Annotated in this window: 23 protein-coding genes; 16 read left to right on the top strand and 7 right to left on the bottom strand. The window is 69.2% G+C overall.

What is annotated here, in order from left to right:
- Positions 1-69 precede the first annotated feature (69 nt).
- Positions 70-1,752 carry an energy-dependent translational throttle protein EttA gene (gene ettA / locus ACPW96_RS11915; protein ID WP_425820452.1) on the top strand — a complete coding sequence of 561 codons (1,683 nt, stop codon included), beginning with the start codon at positions 70-72 and terminating at the stop codon, positions 1,750-1,752.
- Positions 1,745-2,245, top strand: coding sequence for an acyl-CoA thioesterase (locus ACPW96_RS11910; protein WP_425883311.1), 501 nt, complete (start codon positions 1,745-1,747; stop codon positions 2,243-2,245). Before ettA ends, ACPW96_RS11910 begins: the two co-directional genes overlap by 8 nt.
- Before the next feature lie 54 nt (positions 2,246-2,299).
- Here ACPW96_RS11910 and ACPW96_RS11905 read toward each other — a convergent pair whose 3' ends face one another.
- On the bottom strand, positions 2,300-3,205 hold the full coding sequence (locus ACPW96_RS11905; RefSeq protein WP_425820454.1) for an acyl-CoA thioesterase: 906 nt from the start codon (positions 3,203-3,205) through the stop codon (positions 2,300-2,302).
- A 19-nt stretch (positions 3,206-3,224) separates the two neighbouring features.
- Between ACPW96_RS11905 and ACPW96_RS11900 the strand changes: the two genes are divergently transcribed.
- Positions 3,225-3,896 (top strand): hypothetical protein, encoded by a 672-nt coding sequence (locus ACPW96_RS11900; protein WP_425820455.1) that lies wholly within the window; start codon positions 3,225-3,227, stop codon positions 3,894-3,896.
- Positions 3,897-3,978: 82 nt separating this feature from the next.
- On the opposite strand, the gene ACPW96_RS11895 is transcribed toward ACPW96_RS11900, so the two are convergent.
- From ACPW96_RS11895 to pepN, 4 genes are all read right to left on the bottom strand, one after another.
- Positions 3,979-5,649, bottom strand: coding sequence for an FAD-binding dehydrogenase (locus ACPW96_RS11895; protein ID WP_425883309.1), 1,671 nt, complete (start codon positions 5,647-5,649; stop codon positions 3,979-3,981).
- A complete protein-coding gene (locus ACPW96_RS11890) occupies positions 5,646-6,095 on the bottom strand; it encodes a globin (protein WP_425820457.1) in 450 nt (149 codons plus the stop codon). The genes ACPW96_RS11895 and ACPW96_RS11890 overlap by 4 nt, the downstream gene beginning before the upstream one ends.
- The gene (locus ACPW96_RS11885) at positions 6,092-7,186 is read right to left on the bottom strand and encodes a mechanosensitive ion channel family protein (protein WP_425883307.1); all 1,095 of its coding nucleotides are present in this window, start codon (positions 7,184-7,186) and stop codon (positions 6,092-6,094) included. Before ACPW96_RS11885 ends, ACPW96_RS11890 begins: the two co-directional genes overlap by 4 nt.
- A gap of 80 nt (positions 7,187-7,266) precedes the next feature.
- Positions 7,267-9,831, bottom strand: coding sequence for an aminopeptidase N (pepN, locus tag ACPW96_RS11880; RefSeq protein WP_425883305.1), 2,565 nt, complete (start codon positions 9,829-9,831; stop codon positions 7,267-7,269).
- Positions 9,832-10,016: 185 nt separating this feature from the next.
- Between pepN and ACPW96_RS11875 the strand changes: the two genes are divergently transcribed.
- From ACPW96_RS11875 to ACPW96_RS11840, 8 genes are all read left to right on the top strand, one after another.
- Complete coding sequence (locus ACPW96_RS11875) at positions 10,017-11,156, top strand: ferrochelatase (protein WP_425883395.1); 1,140 nt, start codon at positions 10,017-10,019, stop codon at positions 11,154-11,156.
- A 10-nt stretch (positions 11,157-11,166) separates the two neighbouring features.
- Positions 11,167-11,703: a ribose-5-phosphate isomerase gene (locus tag ACPW96_RS11870; RefSeq protein ID WP_425820461.1), complete on the top strand. Its 537-nt coding sequence runs from the start codon at positions 11,167-11,169 to the stop codon at positions 11,701-11,703.
- Entirely contained in the window at positions 11,703-12,701 is a 999-nt protein-coding gene (locus ACPW96_RS11865) for an Fpg/Nei family DNA glycosylase (RefSeq protein ID WP_425883303.1), read from the top strand. Before ACPW96_RS11870 ends, ACPW96_RS11865 begins: the two co-directional genes overlap by 1 nt.
- A gap of 71 nt (positions 12,702-12,772) precedes the next feature.
- Positions 12,773-13,408: an FMN-binding negative transcriptional regulator gene (locus ACPW96_RS11860; RefSeq protein ID WP_425820463.1), complete on the top strand. Its 636-nt coding sequence runs from the start codon at positions 12,773-12,775 to the stop codon at positions 13,406-13,408.
- Positions 13,405-14,925 carry an amidohydrolase family protein gene (locus ACPW96_RS11855; protein ID WP_425883301.1) on the top strand — a complete coding sequence of 507 codons (1,521 nt, stop codon included), beginning with the start codon at positions 13,405-13,407 and terminating at the stop codon, positions 14,923-14,925. The genes ACPW96_RS11860 and ACPW96_RS11855 overlap by 4 nt, the downstream gene beginning before the upstream one ends.
- Before the next feature lie 74 nt (positions 14,926-14,999).
- Complete coding sequence (locus ACPW96_RS11850; protein ID WP_425883300.1) at positions 15,000-16,571, top strand: multicopper oxidase family protein; 1,572 nt, start codon at positions 15,000-15,002, stop codon at positions 16,569-16,571.
- Positions 16,552-18,003, top strand: coding sequence for a sensor histidine kinase (locus ACPW96_RS11845; RefSeq protein WP_425883299.1), 1,452 nt, complete (start codon positions 16,552-16,554; stop codon positions 18,001-18,003). The genes ACPW96_RS11850 and ACPW96_RS11845 overlap by 20 nt, the downstream gene beginning before the upstream one ends.
- Positions 18,004-18,044: 41 nt before the next feature.
- Positions 18,045-18,686, top strand: coding sequence for a response regulator (locus tag ACPW96_RS11840; RefSeq protein WP_425883394.1), 642 nt, complete (start codon positions 18,045-18,047; stop codon positions 18,684-18,686).
- A 93-nt stretch (positions 18,687-18,779) separates the two neighbouring features.
- Here the strand turns inward: ACPW96_RS11840 and ACPW96_RS11835 are convergent, their stop codons facing one another.
- Positions 18,780-19,265 carry a Dps family protein gene (locus tag ACPW96_RS11835; protein ID WP_425883298.1) on the bottom strand — a complete coding sequence of 162 codons (486 nt, stop codon included), beginning with the start codon at positions 19,263-19,265 and terminating at the stop codon, positions 18,780-18,782.
- A gap of 146 nt (positions 19,266-19,411) precedes the next feature.
- Between ACPW96_RS11835 and ACPW96_RS11830 the strand changes: the two genes are divergently transcribed.
- Genes ACPW96_RS11830 through ACPW96_RS11820 form a run of 3 tightly spaced genes read left to right on the top strand, consistent with a single transcriptional unit; the run spans position 19,412 to position 21,085 of the window.
- Positions 19,412-19,954 carry a gamma carbonic anhydrase family protein gene (locus tag ACPW96_RS11830; protein ID WP_425883297.1) on the top strand — a complete coding sequence of 181 codons (543 nt, stop codon included), beginning with the start codon at positions 19,412-19,414 and terminating at the stop codon, positions 19,952-19,954.
- Complete coding sequence (locus ACPW96_RS11825) at positions 19,951-20,700, top strand: SDR family oxidoreductase (RefSeq protein ID WP_425883295.1); 750 nt, start codon at positions 19,951-19,953, stop codon at positions 20,698-20,700. The genes ACPW96_RS11830 and ACPW96_RS11825 overlap by 4 nt, the downstream gene beginning before the upstream one ends.
- A gap of 22 nt (positions 20,701-20,722) precedes the next feature.
- Entirely contained in the window at positions 20,723-21,085 is a 363-nt protein-coding gene (locus ACPW96_RS11820; RefSeq protein ID WP_425820471.1) for an A1S_2505 family phage non-structural protein, read from the top strand.
- On the opposite strand, the gene ACPW96_RS11815 is transcribed toward ACPW96_RS11820, so the two are convergent.
- Positions 21,082-22,002: an alpha/beta fold hydrolase gene (locus ACPW96_RS11815; RefSeq protein ID WP_425883293.1), complete on the bottom strand. Its 921-nt coding sequence runs from the start codon at positions 22,000-22,002 to the stop codon at positions 21,082-21,084. The two genes, ACPW96_RS11820 and ACPW96_RS11815, sit on opposite strands and share 4 nt — an antisense overlap.
- 109 nt (positions 22,003-22,111) lie before the next feature.
- Here ACPW96_RS11815 and ACPW96_RS11810 point away from each other — a divergent pair, with 109 nt between their 5' ends.
- Together ACPW96_RS11810 and ACPW96_RS11805 are read left to right on the top strand one after the other, a co-directional pair.
- Positions 22,112-22,441: a hypothetical protein gene (locus tag ACPW96_RS11810; protein WP_425883292.1), complete on the top strand. Its 330-nt coding sequence runs from the start codon at positions 22,112-22,114 to the stop codon at positions 22,439-22,441.
- Positions 22,442-23,245: 804 nt separating this feature from the next.
- Positions 23,246-23,869 carry a hypothetical protein gene (locus ACPW96_RS11805; RefSeq protein WP_425883290.1) on the top strand — a complete coding sequence of 208 codons (624 nt, stop codon included), beginning with the start codon at positions 23,246-23,248 and terminating at the stop codon, positions 23,867-23,869.
- Positions 23,870-23,992: the final 123 nt, after the last annotated feature.

Genomic DNA, 23,992 nt, shown 5'->3' with positions numbered 1-23,992 from the left:
CGGTCGCCGCGTGCGGTCTGGAGGGGGCGTCGCTGGTGGGGAGCACCCGGCCAATAGACTGGAGAGGTTATGGCTGAATACATCTATTCGATGGTGCGCGCCCGCAAAGCGGTCGGCGACAAGGTGATCCTCGACGACGTCACGATGGCGTTCCTGCCCGGTGCGAAGATCGGCGTCGTCGGCCCGAACGGCGCCGGCAAGTCGACGATCCTCAAGATCATGGCCGGCCTCGACACGCCCAGCAACGGCGAGGCGAAGCTGTCGCCGGGGTACAGCGTCGGGATCCTCATGCAGGAGCCCGTGCTCGACGAGCACCTCACGGTGCTCGAGAACGTCCAGCAGGGCGTCGGGCCGATCATGGGCAAGATCAACCGCTTCAACGAGATCTCCGGGCTGATGGCTGACCCCGACGCCGACTTCGACACACTGCTCGCCGAGATGGGCACCCTGCAGGAGGACATCGACGCCGCAGACGCCTGGGATCTGGACTCCCAGCTCGAGCAGGCGATGGATGCGCTGCGTACCCCGCCGCCGGACTCGGTGGTCTCGAATCTGTCGGGGGGTGAGAAGCGTCGCGTGGCGCTGTGCAAGCTCCTGCTGCAGAAGCCCGACCTCCTTCTCCTGGACGAGCCCACGAACCACCTCGACGCCGAGAGCGTCCTGTGGCTGGAGCAGCACCTCGCCAAGTACCCCGGCGCCGTGCTGGCCGTCACGCACGACCGGTACTTCCTCGACCACGTCGCCGAGTGGATCTGCGAGGTCGACCGCGGCCGCCTCTACCCCTACGAGGGCAACTACTCGACCTACCTCGAGAAGAAGCAGGAACGCCTGCAGGTGCAGGGCAAGAAGGACGCGAAGCTCGCCAAGCGCCTCGCCAGCGAACTCGAGTGGGTGCGCAGCAATGCAAAGGGTCGCCAGACCAAGTCGAAGTCGCGCCTTGCGCGCTACGAGGAGATGGCGGCGGAGGCCGACCGCACCCGCAAACTCGACTTCGACGAGATCGTCATCCCGCCCGGTCCCCGACTGGGCCAGCTCGTGCTCGAGGCCAAGAAGCTCAAGAAGGGCTTCGGCGACCGCATCCTCATCGACGACCTGACCTTCACACTGCCTCGCAACGGCATCGTGGGCATCATCGGCCCGAACGGCGTGGGCAAGACGACGCTGTTCAAGACGATCGTCGGGCTCGAGCCCCTCGATGGCGGGGACCTCAAGGTGGGGGAGACCGTCGACATCTCCTACGTCGACCAGAGCCGCGGCGGGATCGACCCGAACAAGAACCTCTGGGAGGTCGTCTCCGACGGCCAGGACTGGATCCAGGTCGGCAAGGTCGAGATCCCATCGCGGGCCTACGTCTCGCAGTTCGGCTTCAAGGGACCCGACCAGCAGAAGAAGGCCGGCGTGCTCTCCGGCGGCGAGCGCAACCGCTTGAACCTCGCGCTCACCCTGAAGCAGGGCGGAAACCTGCTGCTGTTGGATGAGCCGACGAACGACCTGGACGTCGAGACGCTCGGCAGCCTCGAGAACGCCCTGCTGGATTTCCCCGGCTGCGCCGTCGTCATCACGCACGACCGGTGGTTCCTCGACCGCATCGCCACGCACATTCTGGCCTACGAAGGCACCGAAGACGACCCGGACAACTGGTACTGGTTCGAGGGCAACTTCGAGGCCTACGAGGAGAACAAGATCGAGCGCCTGGGCGCCGACGCGGCGAAGCCGCACCGGTCCACCTACCGCAAGCTCACCCGTGACTGACACCAACGATGCGGGGACGCCCGGGCGTCCCCGCATCCACATCCCCATCCATCTGCGATGGGGTGACCTCGACGCGTACAACCACGTGAACAACACGTCGATGCTGAAGCTCCTCGAAGAGGCACGCGTGCGCGCCTTCTGGCGAGCCGATGAGGGTCCCGTCGCCCCTTCGACCGCGGTGCTGGAGTCCGGCCACGCGAGCGGATTGCTCACGCTCATCGCGCGGCAGGAGATCGTCTACCTGCAGCCGGTGCCGTACCAGCGGCATCCGCTCGATGTGCAGATGTGGTTCGGCAAGGTAGGCGGCTCCAGCCTCGAGGTCTGCTACGAGATCTGCAGCCCCGTGGAGACGCCTCCGCAGGTCGTGTACGCCCGCGCCGTGACGGTGGTCGTGAAGGTGGATGCCGCCTCCGGCAGGCCGGTGCGTTTCAGTCCGGACGAGCGCGGAGCCTTCGAGGAGTACCTCGACGAGCCCATCCGACTCCGCCGCTAAGCGCTCGCCCGCGGGCGGTGGCCGTCGGCAGGTCGGAGCAGATCCGGACTCGCCCTAGCGCCTGCCGCCCGAGTCGGCGATCCGGATGACGACCTCCTGGGCGACGCTCGCCACCAGCTGACCGTCGCGCGAATAGAGTCGGCCCGTCGCGAGACCCCGCCCGCTGCTGGCGCTCGGGGACTCCTGCACATACAGCAGCCACTCGTCCACGCGCCCGGGTCGATGCCACCACAGCGCCGTATCGAGGCTCGCCAGCTTCAACCGCGGGTTCGACCACGCCTGCCCGTGCGCGCGGAGGATGGGCTCCTGGATCGAGATGTCCGTCATGTAGGCGAGGACGGCCGCGTGCAGGGTGGGCTCATCGGGGAGAGGGCGCCGCACGCGGATCCACAGCGCCTGGGACGCGGAGCGCTCGGGATCGGGCTGGAGGTAGATCGGTGCCGACACGTGACGCAGCTCCACCGGGCGATCCTGGATGAGACGACGCGTGAGCGGATGCTCGAACGACATCACCTCCTCGATCGCGGGGACGTCCTCGGCGTCCGGGATGCCGTCGGGCATCGGCACGAAGTGCTCCAGGCCCTCCTCGTGCCGTTGGAAGGAAGCGATCATGGAGAAGATCGGCACGCCGCCCTGGAACGCCTGGGTACGCCGGGCGGCGAACGATCGGCCGTCGTGGATGCGGTCCACGGTGAAGCGGATCTCCTCGTCGGGATCTCCGGGCCGGAGGAAATACCCGTGCATCGAGTGCACCGCGTGGTCATCGTCCACCGTGCGGCTCGCCGCGATCACGCACTGCGCGAGCACCTGTCCGCCGAACACCCGGCCGTGCGGCATCGGCTCGGAGCCGCCGACGAACGCCTCCAGACCCGACGGATCGTCGGTGGGCGTGAGATCAAGCGTCGCCAGCATGAATGAGACCGACGCGGCGGCACTGTCTACGTCACGGGTTTCGGTCACGGAGTGTAGTTTATGGGGGATGTCTGAGCGCCTCCGTTTCGTCGATCAGGAGAGCCGCGACGACGCTCTCACCTTCGCGGCGCGGGCCGCCCGCCTCGCCGATTCGTCCGTGCGGCTCCGCGCCTCCGACGGCGTCCTGGCCATGACCGCCGCCCCGCTGGTGCCGCGGGACCTCGTCGACCCGACACCCACGGTGCTCGCGTTGCGCACGCTCGCGGTCGATCCCGAGCTCGAGTGCGACCTGACCGTCGACGCCGCTCTGCTGCAGCCGGCATCCCTGCCGACCGACATCACGCTTCCGGATACTGCGATCCGGGCCGCCTGGGCCGGCGTCTCTCCGCCCCGCGCGGGATGGGCACCGGCCGGCGAACTCGACGCGGCCGCCCTCGCTGCCCAGGCGCATGACGGCATGGCCCGCGTCGCCTCGGCGCTGCCCGCGGATGCCGGCGAGGAGGTCGTGCAGCGGATACGCGCCGGGGTGTGGGGAGAGCCGGTTGCCGAATGGGGCGACCTGCCGCTCGGCGTGGCCTTCGCTGCCGTCGCGCTGGGCTTCATCTCCGGTGGCGAGAGTGCGCGCGTGTTCACGGCCGGACCGTGGACTCGCGTCAGCCTGCTGCGAGGCCACCTGCTGGTGCGCGGTCCGGCGGCCATCGGTCTGACGGCCGTTCGCACGACCGGCCGGTCGCAGTAGCCGCCGGCATCTCCGCGCGGCGCGAGCCGGCGCGCCGGCCGGCACGACCGGCGACAAGCTCCCCGGGTCCTTCCGACCGCCCCTAGGCCGACTCGGCCGCGGCGCGGCCGGCCTGACGCCCCGAGAAGAGGCATCCGCCCAGGAACGTGCCCTCGAGCGCGCGGTACCCGTGCATCCCGCCACCGCCGAATCCGCTCGCCTCGCCGGCGGCGTACAGTCCGGGGATCGGCGCACCGTCGGCTCCGAGCGCCCGGCCGTGCAGGTCGGTCTCGATGCCGCCCAGCGATTTGCGGGTGAGCACGTGCAGCTTCACCGCGATGAGCGGGCCTGCCTTCGGGTCCTGCAGGCGGTGCGGCGTCGCGGTGCGGATAAGGCGGTCGCCGCGATACGCCCGCGCGGAGCGCAGCATCCCGATCTGGGCATCCTTCGTGAAGTCGTTCTCGATCTCCCGGTCGCGTGCCTCGACCTCTGCGATCACGCGGTCGGCATCGAGCGCGTCGCCTCCCGGGAGCGCCCGCATACCGGCGACGAGGTCCGCGAGGCTGTCGCGCACCACGAAGTCCTCACCCTTGTCCATGAACGCCTGGACGGGCCCCATCGGTCCCTTGCCGAGGCGCTCGGACAGGAGCAGCTTGACGTTCTTGCCCGTCAGGTCGGGGTTCTGCTCGCTGCCGGAGAGGGCGAACTCCTTCTCGATGATCTGCCGTGACAGCACGAACCACGAGTGGTCGTGCCCCGTCTGGCGCAGGTGCGCGAGAGTCCCGAGCGTGTCGTAGCCGGGGAAGAGGGGCACCGGCAGACGTCGACCGGTGGCGTCGAGCCACAGGGAGGACGGGCCGGGCAGGATGCGGATGCCGTGGGACGGCCAGACCGGATTCCAGTTCTGGATGCCCTCGACGTAGTGCCACATCCGGTCCATGTTCACCAGGCGCGCGCCGCCGGATTGCGCGATCGGCACCATCGACCCGTCGACGTAGGCCGGGACGCCGGTGAGCATCGACGCGGGTGGCGTGCCGAGGCGGGCCGGCCATTGCGCGCGGACCAGGTCGTGGTTGCCGCCGATGCCACCGGAGGACACGACGGTGGAGCCCGCCGTCACCTCGAACGATCCGACGACCTCCCTGGATGTGGGCAGCCCGCGCGCGGCGCCGGACGGGGCGAGGATGTCGCCGGCCGCGCCGACGATCGCCCCGGCGGTGCCGCGCAGGACGGACACCCGGTGCCGCGGCAGGATCGTGACGCGGCCCTCGAGCTCGGCCCGCTCCAGGATCGCCTGGAACGGCGCCACGAGGCCGGGTCCGGTGCCCCACGTGATGTGGAACCGCGGCACGGAGTTGCCCGGTCCCAGAGCGGTGTACCCGCCTCGCTCGGCCCAGCCGACCACGGGGAAGAACCCGACATCGAGCGACCGCAGCCATGCGCGCTTCTCGCCCGCCGCGAACTGCAGGTAGGCCTCCGCCCATCGCTTCGGCCACTCGTCCTCGGTGCGGTCGAATCCCGCGTTGCCGTGCCAGTCCTGACGGGCGAGTTCGAGGGAGTCTTTGATGCCCATCCGCCGCTGCTCGGGCGAGTCGACGAAGAACAGCCCGCCGAACGCCCACCACGCCTGGCCGCCGAGGTTCGTGCGCGGCTCCTGGTCGAGGATCACGACGCGCTTGCCTGCCGCGAGCGCCTCGGAGGCGGCCACGAGCCCCGCGAGCCCCCATCCGATCACGAGCACATCGGTGGCGTATTCGGCGGGGGCGGCGGTCATGGCGACTCCTTCGTCGGCGGGTTGATCGGAAGCGAGGAGGCGGCGCGGCCCTCGGCCGAGGGGCCGATGCCCGTCGGCTCGAAGGTGTTCACCATGGCCAGGGCGGCACGCTGAAGGTAGTCCCACAGCGTCGCCTCGTGCAGCGGCGAGAGGTCGAGCTCGTCGACCGCCGCCCGCATGTGCGAGAGCCAGCGATCGCGGGCGTCGGGGTTGACGTGGAAGCCGGCGTGGCGCATCCGAAGTCGCGGGTGTCCCCGCGTCTCGCTGTACGTGCCCGGTCCGCCCCAGTACTGCTCGAGGAAGAGCGTGAGTCGCTCGGCCGCGGGGCCGAGGTCGTCCTCTGGGTACATCGGCTTGAGCACCGGATCGTCCGCGACGCCGCGGTAGAAGGCATCCACCAGGCGCACGAAGGTCTCGTGCCCGCCGACCTCGTCGTAGAAGCTCATGCGTCACCGTCGCTCGGGGCCTCGGGGGTGTGCGGTGGCGTCTTCTTGGCGCGCCAGATGGGGCGGGCGGGAGGTGGCGCTTCCGTGACGGCGGTCGGCTTCGTCTTCGGCGGGTTGGCGCCCCGAACGCGCTGCGCTCCCTCGATGCCGCTGAGCGTCGTGGAGTTCAGCTGGGGGAGCGTGAGCCCGAGGTTGTCGATGGCCTTCTTCAGCCGCATCCGCAGTTCTCGCGCGACGTCGTCCTTCGCGTTGGACCGGGTCTTCATGACGAGCCGGATGACGAGGGCATCGCCCGTGACGGACTCGAGGCCCCACACCTCGGGCTTCTCGAGAACCCGGGTGCGCCACTTCGGATCCTTCGACAGGGCCAGCGCCGTCTCCAGCATCGTGCCCTCCACCTCTTCGATGTCCGCGTCCACCGGCACCGCGAGGTCGACGATGACGCGCGACCAGCCCATCGACATGTTGCCGATGCGGGTGATCTCGCCGTTGCGCACGTACCACAGCGTGCCGTTCACGTCGCGGACGTTCGTCACCCGCACGCTGACGTACTCCACGATGCCCGTCGCGAGGCCGAGGTCCACGACGTCGCCGATCCCGACCTGGTCCTCCGCCACGATGAAGATGCCGTTCAGCACGTCCTTGACGATGTTCTGCGCGCCGAAGCCGAGTCCCGCGCCGATCGCCGCGGTGAGCAGGGTCAGCGATCCCAGGGCGGTGGGGGCCAGCACGCTCAGGATGAGCACCAGCCCGACGATGACGATCGTGACGTTCACGACGTTCTGCAGGATGGACCCGAGGGTGCGTGTTCGCTGCACCAGTCGAACCGCGGCGAGGGGCGATCGATCGAGAGCGCGGGTGTCGTCCACCTGGGCCTTCGACTTCGCCCCGTTGACGATGCGCGACACCACCCGCCGGATGACCAGCTTCAGGATCCAGGCCAGGACGATACCGCCCACGACGATCCCGGCGACCTTCAGGATGTTCCAGCCGGCGTCGGTCAGGAACTGGAGCAGATCGGTCCAGATGATCGACTCGGCTGTGGGCGCGGGACTGGGGTTCGGAACGGTTGCGAGGGGAAGAATGCGCATCGTTTCGATCCTAACGACGGATGCCGCGCGCCACCTGGGCGCGCGGCATCCGCTCGTGCCGTTCTCGGAACCGGCGAGTCCTACTCCGCGTCTTTGTCCTGCACGGCGAGCGCGCGCTCGACGCCCGCGAGGTTCTCGTCGACGAGGCGCCGCAGCGCCGGAGCGGCGTCGCGGTTCGCGGCCAGCCACGCGCGCGTGGCATCGCGGAGGGCGACGTTGGCCAGCGGAGCGGGGTAGAGGCCGGCGATCAGATACTCCGCGATCTTGTAGGTGCGGGACTCCCAGATCGGCAGCAGCATGTCGAAGTAGGGCTGCACGAACGCGCCGAGCTGCGCGACGGTGGCGGGATGCTGGAACCCGAGGGCCGTGGACCGCACGATCGTGTTCGGCAGATCGTCGGTGTCGATCAGCGAGTTCCACGCGGCGCGCTTCGCCTCCGCCGTGGGGATGGACGCCTTCGCCTGCGCGGCGAACTCCCCGCCCTTCGCGGTGTTGTCGGCGGCGAGGGCCTCGTCGATCTGCGCGGCATCCGCCACGCCACCCGCGGCGAGCGAGATAAGCAGCTGCCACGAAAGGTCGGTGTCGACGTCGAGTCCCTCGAGCGTGGTCTCGCCGTCGCGCAGGGCGCGCACGATCTCCCAGTGCTCCGGGGTCGAGGCGGCGCTCGCGAAGGCGGTCACGAACTGCAGCTGGCTGTCGCTGCCGGCCTCGGCGGACTGCGCGAGCTGCCACAGGCCGTCGGCGACCTTCAGGCGCGTCGCATCGCGCTTCTCGGGCGAGACGTAGGAGTTCGCCGCGAGCTGCAGCTGTCCCAGGGTCGTCCGCACCGTGGTCGACTCGCTCTCGCGGCCGATGTTGCGCAGCACCAGGTCTACGTAGTCGCTGGGCGACGCCTCGGCGTCGCGCGTCTGGTCCCAGGCGGCCCCCCACACGAGCGAGCGAGCAAGCGGATCCGCGATGTCGCCGAGGTGCGCGATCGCCGTCTTCAGCGACCGGTCATCGAGGCGGATCTTCGCGTACGCGAGGTCTTCGTCGTTCAGCAGCACGAGGTCCGGGCGCTTCTGGCCCTTCAGCTCCGGAACCTCGGTGAGGTCGCCGTCGACGTCCAGCTCCACCTTGTGCACCCGATCGAGCGCGCCGTTCTGCACGTTGTAGAAGCCGACGCCCAGGCGGTGCGGGCGGATGGTCGGGTAGTCCGCGGGGGCCGTCTGGGTGATCGCGAACCGGGTGATCGTGCCATCGGAGGCCTCGGCGATCACCGGCGAGAGCGTGTTGACGCCGGCCGTCTCGAGCCACTTCTTCGACCACGTGGTCAGATCGCGGCCGCTCGTGGTCTCGAGCTCGCTGAGCAGGTCGACGAGCTCGGTGTTGCCCCACTCGTTCTTCTTGAAGTACTCGGCAACGCCCCCGAAGAAGGCCTCGATGCCCACCCACGCGGCCAGCTGCTTGAGCACCGATCCGCCCTTGGCGTAGGTGATGCCGTCGAAGTTGACCTGCACGTCCTCGAGGTCGTTGATCTCGGCGACGACCGGGTGCGTGGACGGGAGCTGGTCCTGGCGATACGCCCAGGTCTTCTCCATCGCGTTGAAGGTCGTCCACGCCTCCTTCCACTCCGTCGCCTCGGCCGTGGCGATCGTCGACGCCCACTCGGCGAACGACTCGTTGAGCCACAGGTCGTTCCACCACTTCATGGTCACCAGATCGCCGAACCACATGTGGGCGAGCTCGTGCAGGATCGTGACGACGCGGCGCTCCTTGATGGCGTCGGTGACCTTGCTGCGGAAGACGTAGCTCTCGGTGAAGGTCACCGCACCGGCGTTCTCCATGGCGCCGGCGTTGAACTCAGGCACGAAGAGCTGGTCGTACTTGGCGAACGGGTAGGGGTAATCGAACTTCTCCTCGTAGTACGCGAAGCCCTCGCGCGTCTTGTCGAAGATGTAGTCCGAGTCCAAGTGCTGCCACAGGCTCTTGCGGGCGTAGACGCCCAGTGGGATGACGCGGCCCGATGCGCTCGTCAGCTCGGAGAACGTCGACTCGTACGGGCCTGCAACGAGTGCGGTGATGTACGACGAGATGCGCGGCGTCGGCTCGAACCGCCAAGTGGCGCTGCCGTCTCCGTGCTTCTTCGGCTCCGGGGTCGGAGAGTTCGAGACGACGGCCCACGGCTCGGGCGCGGTGACCGTGAATCGGAAGGTGGCCTTGAGGTCGGGCTGCTCGAACACCGCGAAGACGCGGCGGGAATCGGGCACTTCGAACTGCGTGTAGAGGTACACCTCTCCATCGACCGGGTCGACGAAGCGGTGCAGGCCCTCGCCGGTGTTGGTGTAGAGGCAGTCCGCCTCGACGATCAGCTCGTTCTCGCTCTGCAGGCCGGTGAGGGCGATGCGCGAGTCGTCGAAGGCAGAGACCGGCACGTCGACGCCATTGAGCGTGATGCTGTGCACCGCGCCGGCGATCAGGTCGATGAAGGTGTCGGCGCCCGCGGTGGCGGCGAATCGCACCACCGTGCGGGATCCGAAGACCTCCTCGCCCCTCATGAGGTCCAGCTGCACGTCATACGAGGTGCCGGTTCCTGAGCTTGTCGACGGGTCGATGATCGCGCGGCGTTCCTGCGCTTCGATGCGGGTGAGGTTATCTCCAGGCACTGCGGAACTCCCAGGTTTGAGGATGGGGACGACGGCGCGCTTCTGATGCACCATCGACAACCCCACCAGCCTACGACAGCGGTGTCGGCCTCCCCCCTTCCGCGAGGTGTCAGGATGGACGGGTGGCCGCAGAGCGTGTGAGAACGAGTACGGATGTCGAGACGGTGCCGTTCGGGTCGCCCGCCGTGCAGTCCGGGGCCGCGCATGTCGAAGAGCCCGTCGCGTACGACGCGATCCTGCTCGCGAGCTTCGGAGGCCCGGAGGGACAGGAGGACGTGATCCCGTTCCTTCGCAACGTGACGCGCGGCCGCGGCATCCCGGACGAGCGTCTCGAAGAGGTGGCGCACCACTACCGTCACTTCGGGGGCGTCAGCCCCATCAACGCGCAGAATCGCGCGCTCAAGGCGGCGCTCGAGCGGGAGCTGCAGGCCCGGGGGCACGCGCTGCCGGTGTACTGGGGCAACCGCAACTGGGCCCCGTATCTCGACGAGGCGGTGCGGGATGCCGCATCCGCCGGCGATCGCGCGCTGCTCGCCCTCGCGACCAGCGCTTACAGCTCTTTCTCGAGCTGCCGCCAGTATCGCGAGGACTTCGCCCGCGTGCTCACCGAGACGGGACTCGCCGGCTCGGTGACGATCGACAAGGTGCGGCAGTTCTTCGACCACCCGGGTTTCGTCCAGCCCTTCATCGACGGGGTGCGAGGGGCGATAGAGCAGTTCCTGGCGGAGGGGATCGACGCCGGCGGCATCCGCGTCCTCTTCTCGACCCACAGCGTGCCGATGGACGACGCCCGCCGCTCGGGGCCCCGGGACGTCGACTGGGGCGAAGAGGGCGCGTACGCCACCCAGCACACCGCGGTCGCGGCACGCGTGATGGCCAGCGTCTCCGAGCACGTCCCCGAAGCCGGCGGGATCGCGTGGCAGCTCGTCTACCAGTCCCGCTCCGGTCCGCCGACGCAGCCCTGGCTCGAGCCGGACGTGTGCGACGTGATCGCCGAGCTGCCGGCAGAGGGCGCGCGCGCCGTCGCGATCGTCCCCCTCGGGTTCGTGTCGGATCACATGGAAGTGCTGTGGGATCTGGACACCGAGGCGATGGATGCCGCCGCTGAGGCCGGTCTCCGCGCCGTGCGGACGCCCACCCCGGGGATCGACCCCGCGTACGTGTCGGGGCTCGTCGATCTGATCGAGGAGCGACTGCAGGGAACACCCGCGGCGGCACGGCCGCACGAGACCGCGCTCGGCCCGTGGTTCGATGTCTGCCGGCCGGGCTGCTGCGAGAACATCAGGGCCGGCTTCCGACCGGCCGCCTCTGGCCTGGCTCCCTAGGATTGACCGCATGCGCATCCACATCGCGACCGACCACGCCGGCCTCGAGTTCTCCACGCAGCTGATGCACCACCTGAGCGATCAGGGACACCAGGTCATCGATCACGGCCCGCTCGACTACGAGCCGCTCGATGACTACCCGGCCTTCTGCATCCGCGCCGCGCAGGCGGTCGTGCGCGACCAGGCCGACGGCATCGAAACGCTCGGGGTCGTCTTCGGCGGGTCGGGAAACGGCGAGCAGATCTCGGCGAACAAGGTGCGGGGCGTGCGCGCCGCCCTCGTCTGGAGCATCGCGACCGCCGAGCTGGCGCGCGAGCACAACGACGCGAACGTCATCGCCGTCGGCGCCCGCCAGCACACGTTCGATGAGGCCGTCGCCTTCATCGACCGGTTCATCGCGACACCGTTCTCCGGCGACGAGCGGCACGCGCGCCGCATCGCGCAGATCGCCGCGTACGAGATCGATGGCGCTCTTCAGCCTGATCCTCGGGCACCGGGGCCGCGCGGCGGAGAGTCGTCCGACGCGTTCGACCCCGAGGCGGGCTGATGCCCGAAGGGCATTCCGTCCACCGCATCGCACGCCAGTTCGATCGCAACTACGTCGGCCGCATCGTCTCTGCGAGCAGTCCCCAGGGCCGCTTCGTCGAAGGAGCGGCCGTGCTCGACGGCCGCGAGGCGCTCTCGGCCCGGGCCGTCGGCAAGCAGATGTTCCTGGAGTTCGACGGCGACGAGTGGCTGCGGGTGCACCTCGGGATGTACGGCGCGTGGGACTTCGCCGGCGAGATCGTCGCGGACGCCACGATCGCCTCGGCGAATGGGCGCATGGGACAGACGAATCAACGGGGCACCGTGCTCGAGGAGGAGATCCTCGACGACGCGGGCGAGAACTCGCTGAGCTCGATCGGTGCGCCGCGCCGGGCGCGGGTGCACGTGCGGATGTCGGAGCAGACCACCGGCCTCGACGATGAAGGTGCCGACTGGCCGCCCCCCGTCGTGGGTCAGGTGCGCCTGCGCCTCATGACGGCCGTCACCTGCGCCGACCTGCGGGGGCCGACGGCATGCCAGCTGCAGACCTCCGACCAGGTGCAGGCCACGATCGCCAAGCTCGGGCCCGACCCACTGGTCGACGACGTGGCCGAGGGCGAGGAGCGATTCGTGGAGGTGGTGCGCCGCAAGCCGACGCCCATCGGCCTGCTGCTGATGGACCAGTCGGTGGTCAGCGGCATCGGCAACGTCTACCGCGCCGAGCTGCTTTATCGCGCGCTGCTCGATCCGCACACCCCCGGGCGTGTGGTGCCGGAGGAGCTCGTCCGCGAACTCTGGCGCGACTGGGTGCGGCTGCTCGCGATCGGCGTCGAGACGGGCCAGATGATGACAATGGACGACCTGGATCCCGAGGCGTACCGGGCGGCGATGGCCAGCCGTGAGGACCGGCATTGGGTCTACCGCCGCGCGGGGCTCCCTTGCCGCGTGTGCGGCACCGAGATCGTGATGGAGGAGATGGGCGCGCGCAAGCTGTACTGGTGTCCGTCCTGCCAGAAGTGACGGGCGGTGCACGCCCAGGCCGGCAGAAGTGACGGGCGCTGCGCGCCCAGGCGGTCTCATAGGCTGGGAGCATGCGCCAGAACCCGAGCTTCGCCCTGACCGATGTGGGCGAGCTCCGCCGCCTCATCGACCGGAACCCGTGGATGACCCTCGTCAGTGACACCCCGGATGGTCTCGTCGCGTCGCATTACGCCGTGCTGCTGGACGCCGACCGCGATGACCTGACCGTCGTGGGCCACGTCGGCAAGCCGGACGACATGATCCACGGGCTGGGCGAGCGGGAGCTGCTCGTCGTCGTCCAGGGTCCGCACGGATACATCTCGCCCGGTTGGTACGGCGATGTGCAGAGCGTGCCCACGTGGAATTTCGTGTCGGCGCACTTGAGCGGGGTTCCGGAGGTGCTGACGCCGGAGGAGAACCTGCAGGTGCTCGACCGGCTGGTCGCGCGCTTCGAGGGACGGATGCCCGATCCTCGCCTCATGTGGGAGCGCCCGAACGACGCCGCATTCATCGAGCGGATGGAGCGCGGCACCGTCGGCTTCCGCCTGACACCGACGCGCGTGGTCGCCAAGCGAAAGCTCAGCCAGAACCGGACACCGGACGTCGTCGAAACGGTGATCGCGCAGCTCAGCGGTGGCGGGCCCTACGCCAACGCGAGTCTTGCGACAGAGATGCGCCGCGCCCGCGACGCGATGGACCGGTCGTGACGGCCGGCACATCGCAGAGTCCAGGCGAGACGGTCGGTACGATCCGCAACGCGCGGATCGCCGGTGGTGGTCGGGAACTGCTGCCGACCGATGGTCCGTTCGACGTCTTCCTCGAAGGCGGCCTCATCGCAGACATCGCGCCGATCGGATCCCTGACACCTCGGGGCGCGGTGCTGGACGCCCAGGGCGCCTGGCTCGTTCCCGGGCTGTGGGATCATCACGTGCACGTCGTGCAGTGGGCCCTCGCCGCGCAGCGTGAAGACCTCGGCTCCGCACGCTCGGCCGCGCACGCCGCCCGCATCATGGGCGCAGCTCCGGTGCTCACTGATGGGCGGCGGATCGGCACCGGCTTCCGCGATGCGCTGTGGCCCGACAGCCCCAGCCTGTCGGTGCTCGACGAGGCCACGGGCGACATCCCGACGTACCTGATCAACGCCGATGTGCACAGCGTGTGGATGAACACCGCGGCGCTCCGCCGGGAAGGACACGAGCCGGACGGCATCGGCCTGCTGCGAGAGACGCCCGCCTTCGAGATCTCACGGAGGCTCAACGACGTCGAACCCGCCATGGGCGACCGGCTTGTCGCGCGGATGGCGGCGGATGCGGCATCCCGCGGCGTGGTGGGCATCGTCGATCTGGACATGGCGTGGAACGAGGGGTCGTGGGCCCGCCGTCTGGCCGGGGGATTCGACGCGCTGCGCGTCGAGTTCGGCATCTATCCCGAATTTCTCGATCGGGCCATCGCCGAGGGTCTCGGCACCGGCGATCCCGTGCGCGGTGCGGCATCCGATCTCGTCCACGTCGGATCACTCAAGGTGATCACCGACGGCTCACTCGGCACGCGGACGGCCGCCTGCTCTCGGCCGTATCGCGGCGATCCGCACAACCACGGCATGCTCACCGTGTCGCCCGAGATGCTGCTCGGTCTGATGACGGCGGCCACGGGCGCCGGTCTGTCGTGCGCGATCCACGCCATCGGCGACGTGGCCAATTCCAACGCGCTCGACGCATTCGCCGTCAGCGGGGCGACCGGCACCATCGAGCACGCACAGCTGGTGGCGCACGCCGACATCCCTCGGTTCGCCCGTCTCGGCGTCGGCGCCAGCGTGCAGCCGGAGCACGCGATCGATGATCGTGACGTCACCGACAGCATCTGGGCCGAGCAGACCGCGGTTCCCTACCCGCTGCGCCTCCTCGCGGACTCCGGTGCGACGATGCTCTTCGGCTCCGATGCGCCCGTGTCGCCGCTCGACCCGTGGGCGGCCATCGCGGCCGCGGTCTCCCGCACGCGGGACGGCCGTGAGCCGTGGCACCCCGACCAGGGAATCGACATCGCGACAGCCATTGCGGCCTCCACGCACGGCGGGACGGGCGGGAGCACGGCGCGTATCGAACCGGGCGGCATCGCCGATCTCGCGCTGTGCGAGAGCGACCCGCTGACAGCGTCCGAGCCGGAGCTGCGCAACATGACGGTGGCTGCGACGACGCTCGGCGGACGCCTGACGCACGTCAGGTAACGGGGGACAGCCCCCCTCCGCATCCGCCAGGTCGCCGGATGCCGCAACCGGGCCTTCGTGGCGAGGCTGGATGCATGCCTGAAACGACTGTCTTCTCCCAGGATGCACCGGACGGCGATCTTCCGCCGGGCCTCTCCCGGACGGGCGCGCGCCGCCCGGGCGCTGTGGCTGCGAGCCTCGCCTCGATCGCGGCGATCGGCGTCGCACTGCCCCTGCTGCTGGGCGGCTGCTCCGCCCTGTTCCGGCCGGCTCCGCCGCAACCGGGTGGCGTCGAGTTCACCCAGCCGCTCCGCCTTCCCGCCTTGGCGGAGTCGCGCATGGAGGGCGACATCCGGATCTTCTCGCTGACCGCGGATGAGGCGCGCACGGCATTCGTGCCGGAGGGTGAAGCCGCAACTCTCGGGTACAACGGCGACTACCTCGGGCCCACGCTCGTGGCCGCCCGGGGCGAACGGGTGCGCGTCGATCTGCAGAACGACCTGGATGCCGCCACCACCCTGCACTGGCACGGCATGCACCTCCCAGCCGCACAGGACGGAGGACCGCACCAAGTGGTCCCGGCCGGCGAGGCCGCCCACCCGGAATGGACCATCGACCAGCCCGCGGCGACGCTCTGGTACCACCCGCACCTCCACGAGGAGACGCGTGCTCAGGTGGACGCGGGACTGGCCGGCATGTTCCTGGTGCGCGATGACGAGGAGGCGGCGCTGGACCTGCCCCGCGACTATGGAGTCGACGACTTTCCTCTCATCGTGCAGGACCGCTCGTTCAACCAGGCCGGTGGCTTCACCGGCGGCGTGGAGCAGTTCGACGGTGCGCTGGGCGACACCATCCTCGTGAACGGCATCGTCGGCCCCTACCTCGACGTCTCGACCGAACGCGTGCGCCTGCGGCTGCTGAACGGCTCGAGCGCACGCATGTACGACTTCGCGTTCGCCGATGACCGGCCGTTCGAACTGATCGCCACGGACGGCGGGCTGCTGTCGGCTCCCGTCCGATCGAAGCACATCGCCCTGTCGCCGGGGGAGCGGGCCGAGATCGTGGTGAGGATGGCACCAGGCGAATCCGTGGTGCTGCGCTCGGACGCCCCGAACCCGGACCTGCACGCGGGAGGCGACGCCTTCGACGTGCTCGAACTCCGCGCCGCGGCATCCCTCTCGCCGTCGCCGGAGGTCCCCGCCGCGCTGACCACGCTGCCGGCTCCCGACGCGGGAGCCGCCGCCGCGGAGCGCTCGTTCGAGATGTCGGGTCATGACATCAACGACCGCGAGATGGACATGACGCGCACCGACTTCGTGGCCACCGTCGACACCAGCGAGGTATGGAGCGTCACGAACACGAATCCGCTGCCGCACAGCTTCCATGTGCACGACACGCAGTTCCGCATCCTCAGCATCGACGGATCCCCGCCGCCTCCCCATCTGGCCGGGTACAAGGACACGATCGCGCTCGAGTGGGACCGCACCTACCGCCTGCTCGTCCGCTTCGACGACTACGCGGATCCGACGACGCCGTACATGTATCACTGCCACCTGCTGTGGCACGAGGACCAGGGCATGATGGGACAGTTCCTGGTCATCGAACCCGGGCAGAGACCTGCCCTGAAGACGCACGAGGGAGAGACCGATGACCGCCATGACCACTGACCCCCAGCTTCAGCGCGGGGCGCAGCCAGGTGCCGCCCCGATCCAGGGAGCCATGCCCTCCTACGGCACGCTGTGGAAGAGGACCCCGGGCAGCGCCGTGTACCTGCTCGTCATCTTCGTCGTGGCCATGGTCTCGATCAGCGTGCTCGCCGCGCTGTTCTGGACGGGGATCGGGCTGCTGGCCATCGTGATCGGTCTGCCGATCGTCGTCGGCACCCTGCTCGTGGCCCGCGGCTTCGGCGTCGCGGATCGATTCCTCCTGCGCCTGACCGGCCAGGAGCCGATCGACAAGCCCGCCTGGAACCGCGATCGCACGGATGCGTCGGGGTTCTGGATGACTTTGACCCGTCCGCTCCGCAACGGGCACTACTGGCTGTACCTGCTGCACGGCATGATCGTCAGCCCCATCATCAGCACGATCACCTTCGCCCTCACGGTCGCGTGGCTGAGCATCAGCCTCGGTGGGCTCACGTACTGGTTCTGGGGAATGTTCATCCCGCGCGGCGATGGTGCGGGGGTCTGGGGCGACAACGTCGCCGAGGCGCTGCCGTGGCTGTTCGGCGGTCTGGACCCACGGGGCGTCGAGGTCGTGCTGTACCTCATCGCCGGCGTGATCTGCGCCGTCACCCTGCCTTGGGTGCTGTACGGGCTCGCGTGGGTGCACCACGCCGTGGCGAAGGCGATGCTCGGCCCCTGGCGGACCGATGCCCTGGCGCAGGAGGTGCGGGCCGAGGCCGCCGCACGGGGCGCCGCCGTCCATGCCGAGGACGTGTCGCTGCGACGCCTGGAGCGCGACATCCACGACGGTCCGCAGCAGCGCCTCGTCCGCCTGCAGATGGACCTCGCCGCTCTCGAGCGCCGAGCCGAATCCGGTGACACCGAGGGAGCCACGCGACTCGCTCAAGAGGCCCGCGGCCAGGCCAAGGCCGCGCTCGACGAGCTGCGAGCGCTGTCCAGCGGCGTCGCACCGCCCCTTCTCCAGGACCGCGGCCTGGCCGCCGCGCTGTCGGCGCTCGCCTCCGAGAGCCCGCTGAGCGTGACGGCGGAGATCGACCCCGCGGTCGACACCGCGGTCGGGGCGGACGTGGCTCGAAACGTGTACTTCATCGTCGCGGAGCTGCTGACGAACGCCGTCAAGCACTCCGGAGCGAGCGGCGTCGCACTCAAGGCCGCGCTCCGCGCGCCGGCTGCCGGTTCGCCGTGGATGCTGGACGTCTGGGTGGTGGACAACGGAGCGGGCGGTGCCCACATGAGCCCGGGCCATGGGCTCGAGGGGCTCAGGGACCGGGTGCACGGCCTGCGGGGCGTGCTGATCGTCGAGAGCCCGACGGGCGGGCCCACCACCGTGGGGGCGCACATCCCGCTCCCCGGTTCCGCCGCAGAACCCCGGTTCGCTGCCGCAGGCCCCCTCTCGCCGGTCGGCTCGGCGTGAGCGCGTCCTATCGTGGGGGCATGACGCCGCCTGCAGGCCCGCTGCGCATCGTGCTCGTGGAGGACTCGGTGCTGCTGCGCGAGGGGCTCGTGCGGCTGTTCGACGAGGCGGGCTACGTCACGGCCGGAGCCTTCGGCGACGCCGATGACATCGTCGCGCGGGTGCTGGGCACGCAGCCGGACGTCGTGATCCTCGATGTGCGGCTGCCTCCCGACTTCCGGGACGAGGGCATCCGCGCCGCGCTGCAGCTGCGCAAGGAGGTGCCGGGCATCGGCATCCTGGTGCTCAGCCAGTACGTCGAGGGCGTCTATGCCCGCGAGCTGCTGGCCGGGGGAGAAGGCGGGATCGGCTATCTGCTGAAGGACCGTGTGACCTCGCTCGACGAGTTCACCGACGCCGTACGCCGAGTGCACGACGGTGGGACGGTGCTCGATCCGCTCGTGGTGCGGCAGCTGCTCGCCGCCCGCCCTGACCCCATCGCCGCACTCACCCCCCGGGAGCGGGATGTGCTCGAGCTGATGGCGGAGGGCCGAAGCAACGGAACCATCGCCGAGCGCCTGTTCATCGGCGTCGGAGCGGTGGAGAAGAACGTCAGCGCGATCTTCCAGAAGCTCGGGCTCGAGGAGTCCGGCACCGACCACCGCCGCGTGCTCGCCGTGCTGGCCTTCCTGCAGCACGGCTAACGAGCCGCGACGCCCGCCACGGAACGGAAGAAGCCCGCGGGGCGGTCCCCGCGGGCTTCTCGGCGTGTGTCGTGCCTACTCGCTGACGTGGGCCTACTCGCTGACGTGGGCGAAGAGGAACCACCGGTCCTTGTCGAGGCCGCGCATGATCTCGATCGCGACATCCTGGCTCGTGACGTCAACCTCGCCGAGGCCGTCGATGGCGGTCTTCAGGTCGACGAGGATCGCGTCGATGTCGGCGATGACGTCGCGGATGAGCTCATCGGATCTGGTGAACCCGGCCGGGACCTCGGTCGCCTTGGCCTTCGCCGCCACGGTCTGCACACGGGCATCGATCGGCAGGCCGAGGGCCACGATGCGCTCCGCGGCGGTGTCGGCCCAGTCGCCGGCGTGGGCCACGATGGTGTCGAGCAGCTCGTGCACCCCGACGAAGTTCGAGCCGCGGACGTGCCAGTGGGCCTGCTTGCCGTTGATCGTCAGCGCCTGCAGCCCGAGCACGACGGGGGAGAGGAACTGGGACGCCGCAGCAGCGACGGTGGGGTCGCTGGCGGTGGTCGAGATGGTGTGGGTCTTGCTCATGATGTCGCCCTCCGGAGTGCGTCGATCGTGAATTCTGAGTGCAACGCTACTCACGCTGAGGCATTCCGCAAGCAAGCTGAGGCTGGGCTAACCAGGCCCCGGAGACAGGTTCGGGGGCCGGGATTCCGGGCGGCTAGGGTCGGAGGATGACCATCGCCTCCGATGCCAGTGTCCTCGCCCTCGAAGGGGCGTCCCCCCGGTTGGATGCCGGGTCGTTCGTCGCCTCGGGCGCCCGAGTCATCGGCGCCGTCTCCCTCTCCCAGGGGGCCAGCGTCTGGTACAACGCCGTGCTGCGGGCCGACAGCGACAGCATCTCGCTCGGTGCCGGCAGCAACATCCAGGACAACGTCTCGGTGCACGTGGATGCCGGGCATCCGGTAGTGATCGGCGAGAACGTGTCGGTCGGTCACAACGCCGTCGTGCACGGCTGCACGATCGGCGATGGAACGCTGATCGGCATGGGCAGCGTCATCCTCTCCGGTGCGGTCATCGGCGACGGATGCCTCATCGCCGGTGGAGCGGTCGTGCTCGAGGGGTCTGTCATCCCGCCCGGATCCCTGGTCGCCGGCGTACCGGGCAAGGTGCGCCGCGAACTCTCCGACCAGGAGCGCGCCGGCATCCTCCGAAACGCCGAGACCTACCGCGCTCACACCGCCCGCCACATCGCCGCCGCCACGGTTGCGTCGTGAAGCCCGTTGCGCTCATCACCGGGGTGGGTCGTCCGCAGGGCATCGCGGCCGGCATCGCGCGTTCGCTCGCGCGCGACGGCTGGGACCTCGCCGTGAGCCGATGGCAGCCGGCCGATGAGGCGATCTTCGGGACGGATGCGGCAGCGGGGCTCCACGACGTGATCGACGAGGTCCGCTCCCTCGGCGCAAGGGTGGTCGACATCCCCGCCGACCTCGAACAGCCGGAGGCCGCGGCATTGCTCTTCGCGGCCGCACGGGACAAGGTCGGCACGGTCGAAGCGATGGTGCTCTCCCACGCCTGGGACGTCGAGTCCGGCATCCTCGACACCACCGTCGACGAGTTCGACCGGCACTTCGCGGTGAACACGCGCGCGAGCTGGCTGCTCATCGCCGAATTCGCCCGGCAGGCCGATCGCGGCGGGGCCATCGTCGCCCTCACCAGCGATCACACCACCGGCAATCTCCCCTACGGCGCAAGCAAGGGCGCCCTCGACAGGATCGTGATCTCCGCCGCCCGCGAGCTGGGTCCGCGCGGCATCTCCGCGAACGCCCTCAACCCGGGCCCGATCGACACGGGGTGGATGGACGACGAGGTGCGCACCGCGCTCACGGGAATGCAGCCGGGGGGACGGCTGGGCCGGCCCGCCGACGTCGCGGATGTCGTGGCCTTCCTCGTGTCGCCCCGGGGTCGCTGGGTCACGGGTCAGCTGCTCAAGGCAGACGGCGGATTCTCGATCTCGACCTGAGAAACGGGCGTACCCTGCCGCCATGAGAATCGAGACGCTTCGACCCGGCGAGATCTTCGTGTTCGGCTCCAACGCATCGGGTGCGCACGGGGCAGGTGCGGCGGCGACCGCTGTGGAGCGGTTCGGCGCGGTGTGGGGCCAGGGCGACGGGCTGCAGGGCCAGTCCTACGGCATCGACACGATGAGCGGGCTTCCCACGATGGCGGAGGGCGTCGAGCGCTTCCTCGACTTCGCCGCCCAGCATCCGGAACTGCGCTTCCTCGTCACCGAGGTCGGATGCGGCATCGCCGGGTACACGCCCGACCAGGTGGCACCGCTCTTCCGCGGCGCGCCGGAGAACGTGGTGCTTCCCGAGCGATTCCACGCGGTGTTGGAGCGGTCCTAACCAGCCTGCGCTGGCGGGTGGTACGTCCCTCGGTGGATCTCGTACACGGTCGCCTGGCCGGGGGAGTCGGGGTCATCCACGATCGGTTTGTCCTCCATGAACAGCCGGATGACGTTGGACAGCTCGCCGGGATGGCTGAAGTTGATGGCGTGCGCGGCGCCTTCGATCCGCACCACGAGCACATGATTGTCCGTCTGCGCCGCGACCTCTTTGACGCGCTCCGGCCCCGGCAGGAGGGGGTCCCGGTCCCCGAGCACGACCAGAGTGGGGATGGTGAGCGCGAGAAGGCGCTCGAGCGTGGGGTACTCGGTCAGGGCCTTGAACATCTTGAACGTGCTCGGGACTCCGAAGCGCAGGTAGTCGGGGGTGGCGACAGTCACCATCTTCCGTGGCTCGCGCGGACCGTCCTTGGTGAGCTGTGCCATCGCGCGCCGCAGCGGCTGGTTGTAGAGCCCGCCGGCGGGGGACACCAGAATTGCACGGTCGATGCGTTCGGGGTACCGGTATGCGAACTCGCAGATCACCGGGCATCCCATCGAGTTGCCGACGAGGGTCGCCCTCTCGATGCCCATGCTGTCGAGGAACCGGGCGGCGGCGTGCGCGAGGTCGGGCACGTCCAGCAGCGCGCCCGCCTTGGCGCTGCGACCGAACCCCGGGAGGTCGGGAACGAGGGTGTGGAACTCGTCCGACAGCACCTGTGCCGTCGGCAGGAGGTAGCGACCGGAGAGCCCGAAGCCGTGCACGTGCACCATCACGCGGGCGTCCGGAGTCGGGTCGGGAGATTCGCGGTAGAAGACGCTGAAGCCGTCGACCGTCGTGTACCGCTCCGCGAGCGCGGATGCCGGCTTGCGAGGCAGCTTCGGCGGCTTGGGCTGCCGGCTCTCCTTCGCGGCCGACGCGCTGGAACCTCTCGCCATGATGCGCCCCCTCTGACCCGCGAGTTCTCGTGCTCAACACGATTCCATGGCCCACGGTAGCGCTGAACCCGAGCGCTAGCATCAACGACAACGAACAGGGAGGTTCTCGATGACCGCGAACACCGCCGGACCGACTTCCGCCCCGCGCAGACCGGCCGCGAGGACAGGGGACATCATCGCCACCATCCTTCTGATGCTCGTCTCGCTCGGCCTAGCGGCCGCACTCTTCCTGGCCTCGCTGCTGTGGGCCGTGGACAGCAACCCCAACACGGTGGGCTTCGCGCTGGGAGTCTACGGGCCGCCGGTTCTCGCGATCCTCGGCGTGGTGCTCGGCATCGTCGCCCTGGTGAAGCGGCGTCTCGCGTTCATCTACCCGCTCGGGGCGATCGTGCTCGGGCTCATCGTCTGGTGGATCGGGGCGCAGCTGATCGCGTCGTGATGGGGGGCAAGAGGTGACGTGGAGGGGATGACGGGAATCGGCCACTCCGCCCCTCCACGCATCGCTTCCCGCTGCGCGGAGCCTCCGGCGGAGCGGGACCGCCCGCAGGCGGGATCGGTTCCTACGGCATCCGCACTAATGCCCTCCCGCACGACCTTCGGCCGCGCGTGAGGGCATTGGAGGGGATGACGGGAATCGAACCCGCACCATCAGTTTGGAAGTATGGTCTGGGAGGGTTTTGCGCAGCCCCGGAATCACGCGGAAAGCCCAGGTCGGAGATGGAAAGCTTCGCACCCTGGTTATTCCCGATATGGCATGCTGAACCACCCCCTTTGGGCACGATAGGGGCACGCGGCGGGCACGCATTCCGGCCGGTGCACATCGCCGTCGACGCATGCCACCCCCCACACCCAACCCCTTCGGTGTATGCCAATTTGAGCTACCCGGTTATTGGTTCTGGAGGGCAACCGAAGCTCCGGGGATCGCGAACACACGTCTCCGTTCGTGGGCGGGCCATCATGGCGGTGAGGGACCACAGGAGCCTCGCGGAAGCGATGATGAGGGACGGCTGCGGCGACACGACGACGGATACGTATCCCACCTCTCAGCGGCGCAGAGCGCCGTGGGCTTACAGGCAGGTGGTGGAGGCGTAGCGTAACTGGGTGGACGATGATCTGCCGGTGCAGCCCTGGTGCCCCGAGTGCGGCACGGTGCTGCGCGACCACTCGGCCGGGTTCGAGTGCACGTGGTGCGGGCTGCGGTTCCTCCGCAACCAGGTCTAGCCCCCGCGCTACGATCCAGCACATGCCCTTCTACGCGCAGTGCGCAAACTGTGGACACGAGTTTGAGTCGCGATTGATCAACTTCGGCCCAGGGGTTCCCGCGATCCGTATGACGGTTGGAAGCGTTGCCGAGACGTGCCCGCGCTGCGGCGGGCGGGCAAGAACTATGGAGGGACAGTTCAACATGGACTCGCAGGGTCGGGTGGATGTCCTGAGCGGACCACAATGGACCCGCGACCTGGTAGTAAGGATGACCCCAGCGCAGGCACGCAAGATTCACACGGTAGCAACCTGGGCAGAGGCGGAACTCGCGAAACCCGACGTCGATGAGGAGCGCGTCAGGGAACGGATCGATCAGGTCGTAGAACGTAATGCGCCTGTGTTGAAAAAGTTCCTCGACGTCATGCTGAGCCAGCGGGCAGGGACCCTCTATCAGCTACTGGCTTTCATCCTGACGGTGGTTGTTTTGTTCGCACCACAGTTAGGAGGCGGTGAGCCGGTGCCAGATCCGGGTATCACTGAGGATCAGATGCGCGACCTGTTCGAGCAGTACTTCGCCCCGGAAACGGATAGTGATACACCGACCCCGCCAAACCCAGGACCAGAAGCACCGACGCCAGAGCCGCCGCCCACCAAGGCGGGGTGAGCACGAGCACCGCGGCCGACATCACAACCACGCTCGGCCAGCGGAACCAGGTGATCATGCGGCGAAGACTAATACCCCGGCATCCGATGGGCTAGGTGTGATGTCGGTGGCGTCGGCGTAGCC

This window comes from Micromonospora sp. DT81.3, from assembly GCF_049847225.1.
Classification (GTDB): Bacteria; Actinomycetota; Actinomycetes; order Actinomycetales; family Microbacteriaceae; genus Microbacterium.
This window is presented reverse-complemented; position numbering and strand designations above follow the sequence as displayed.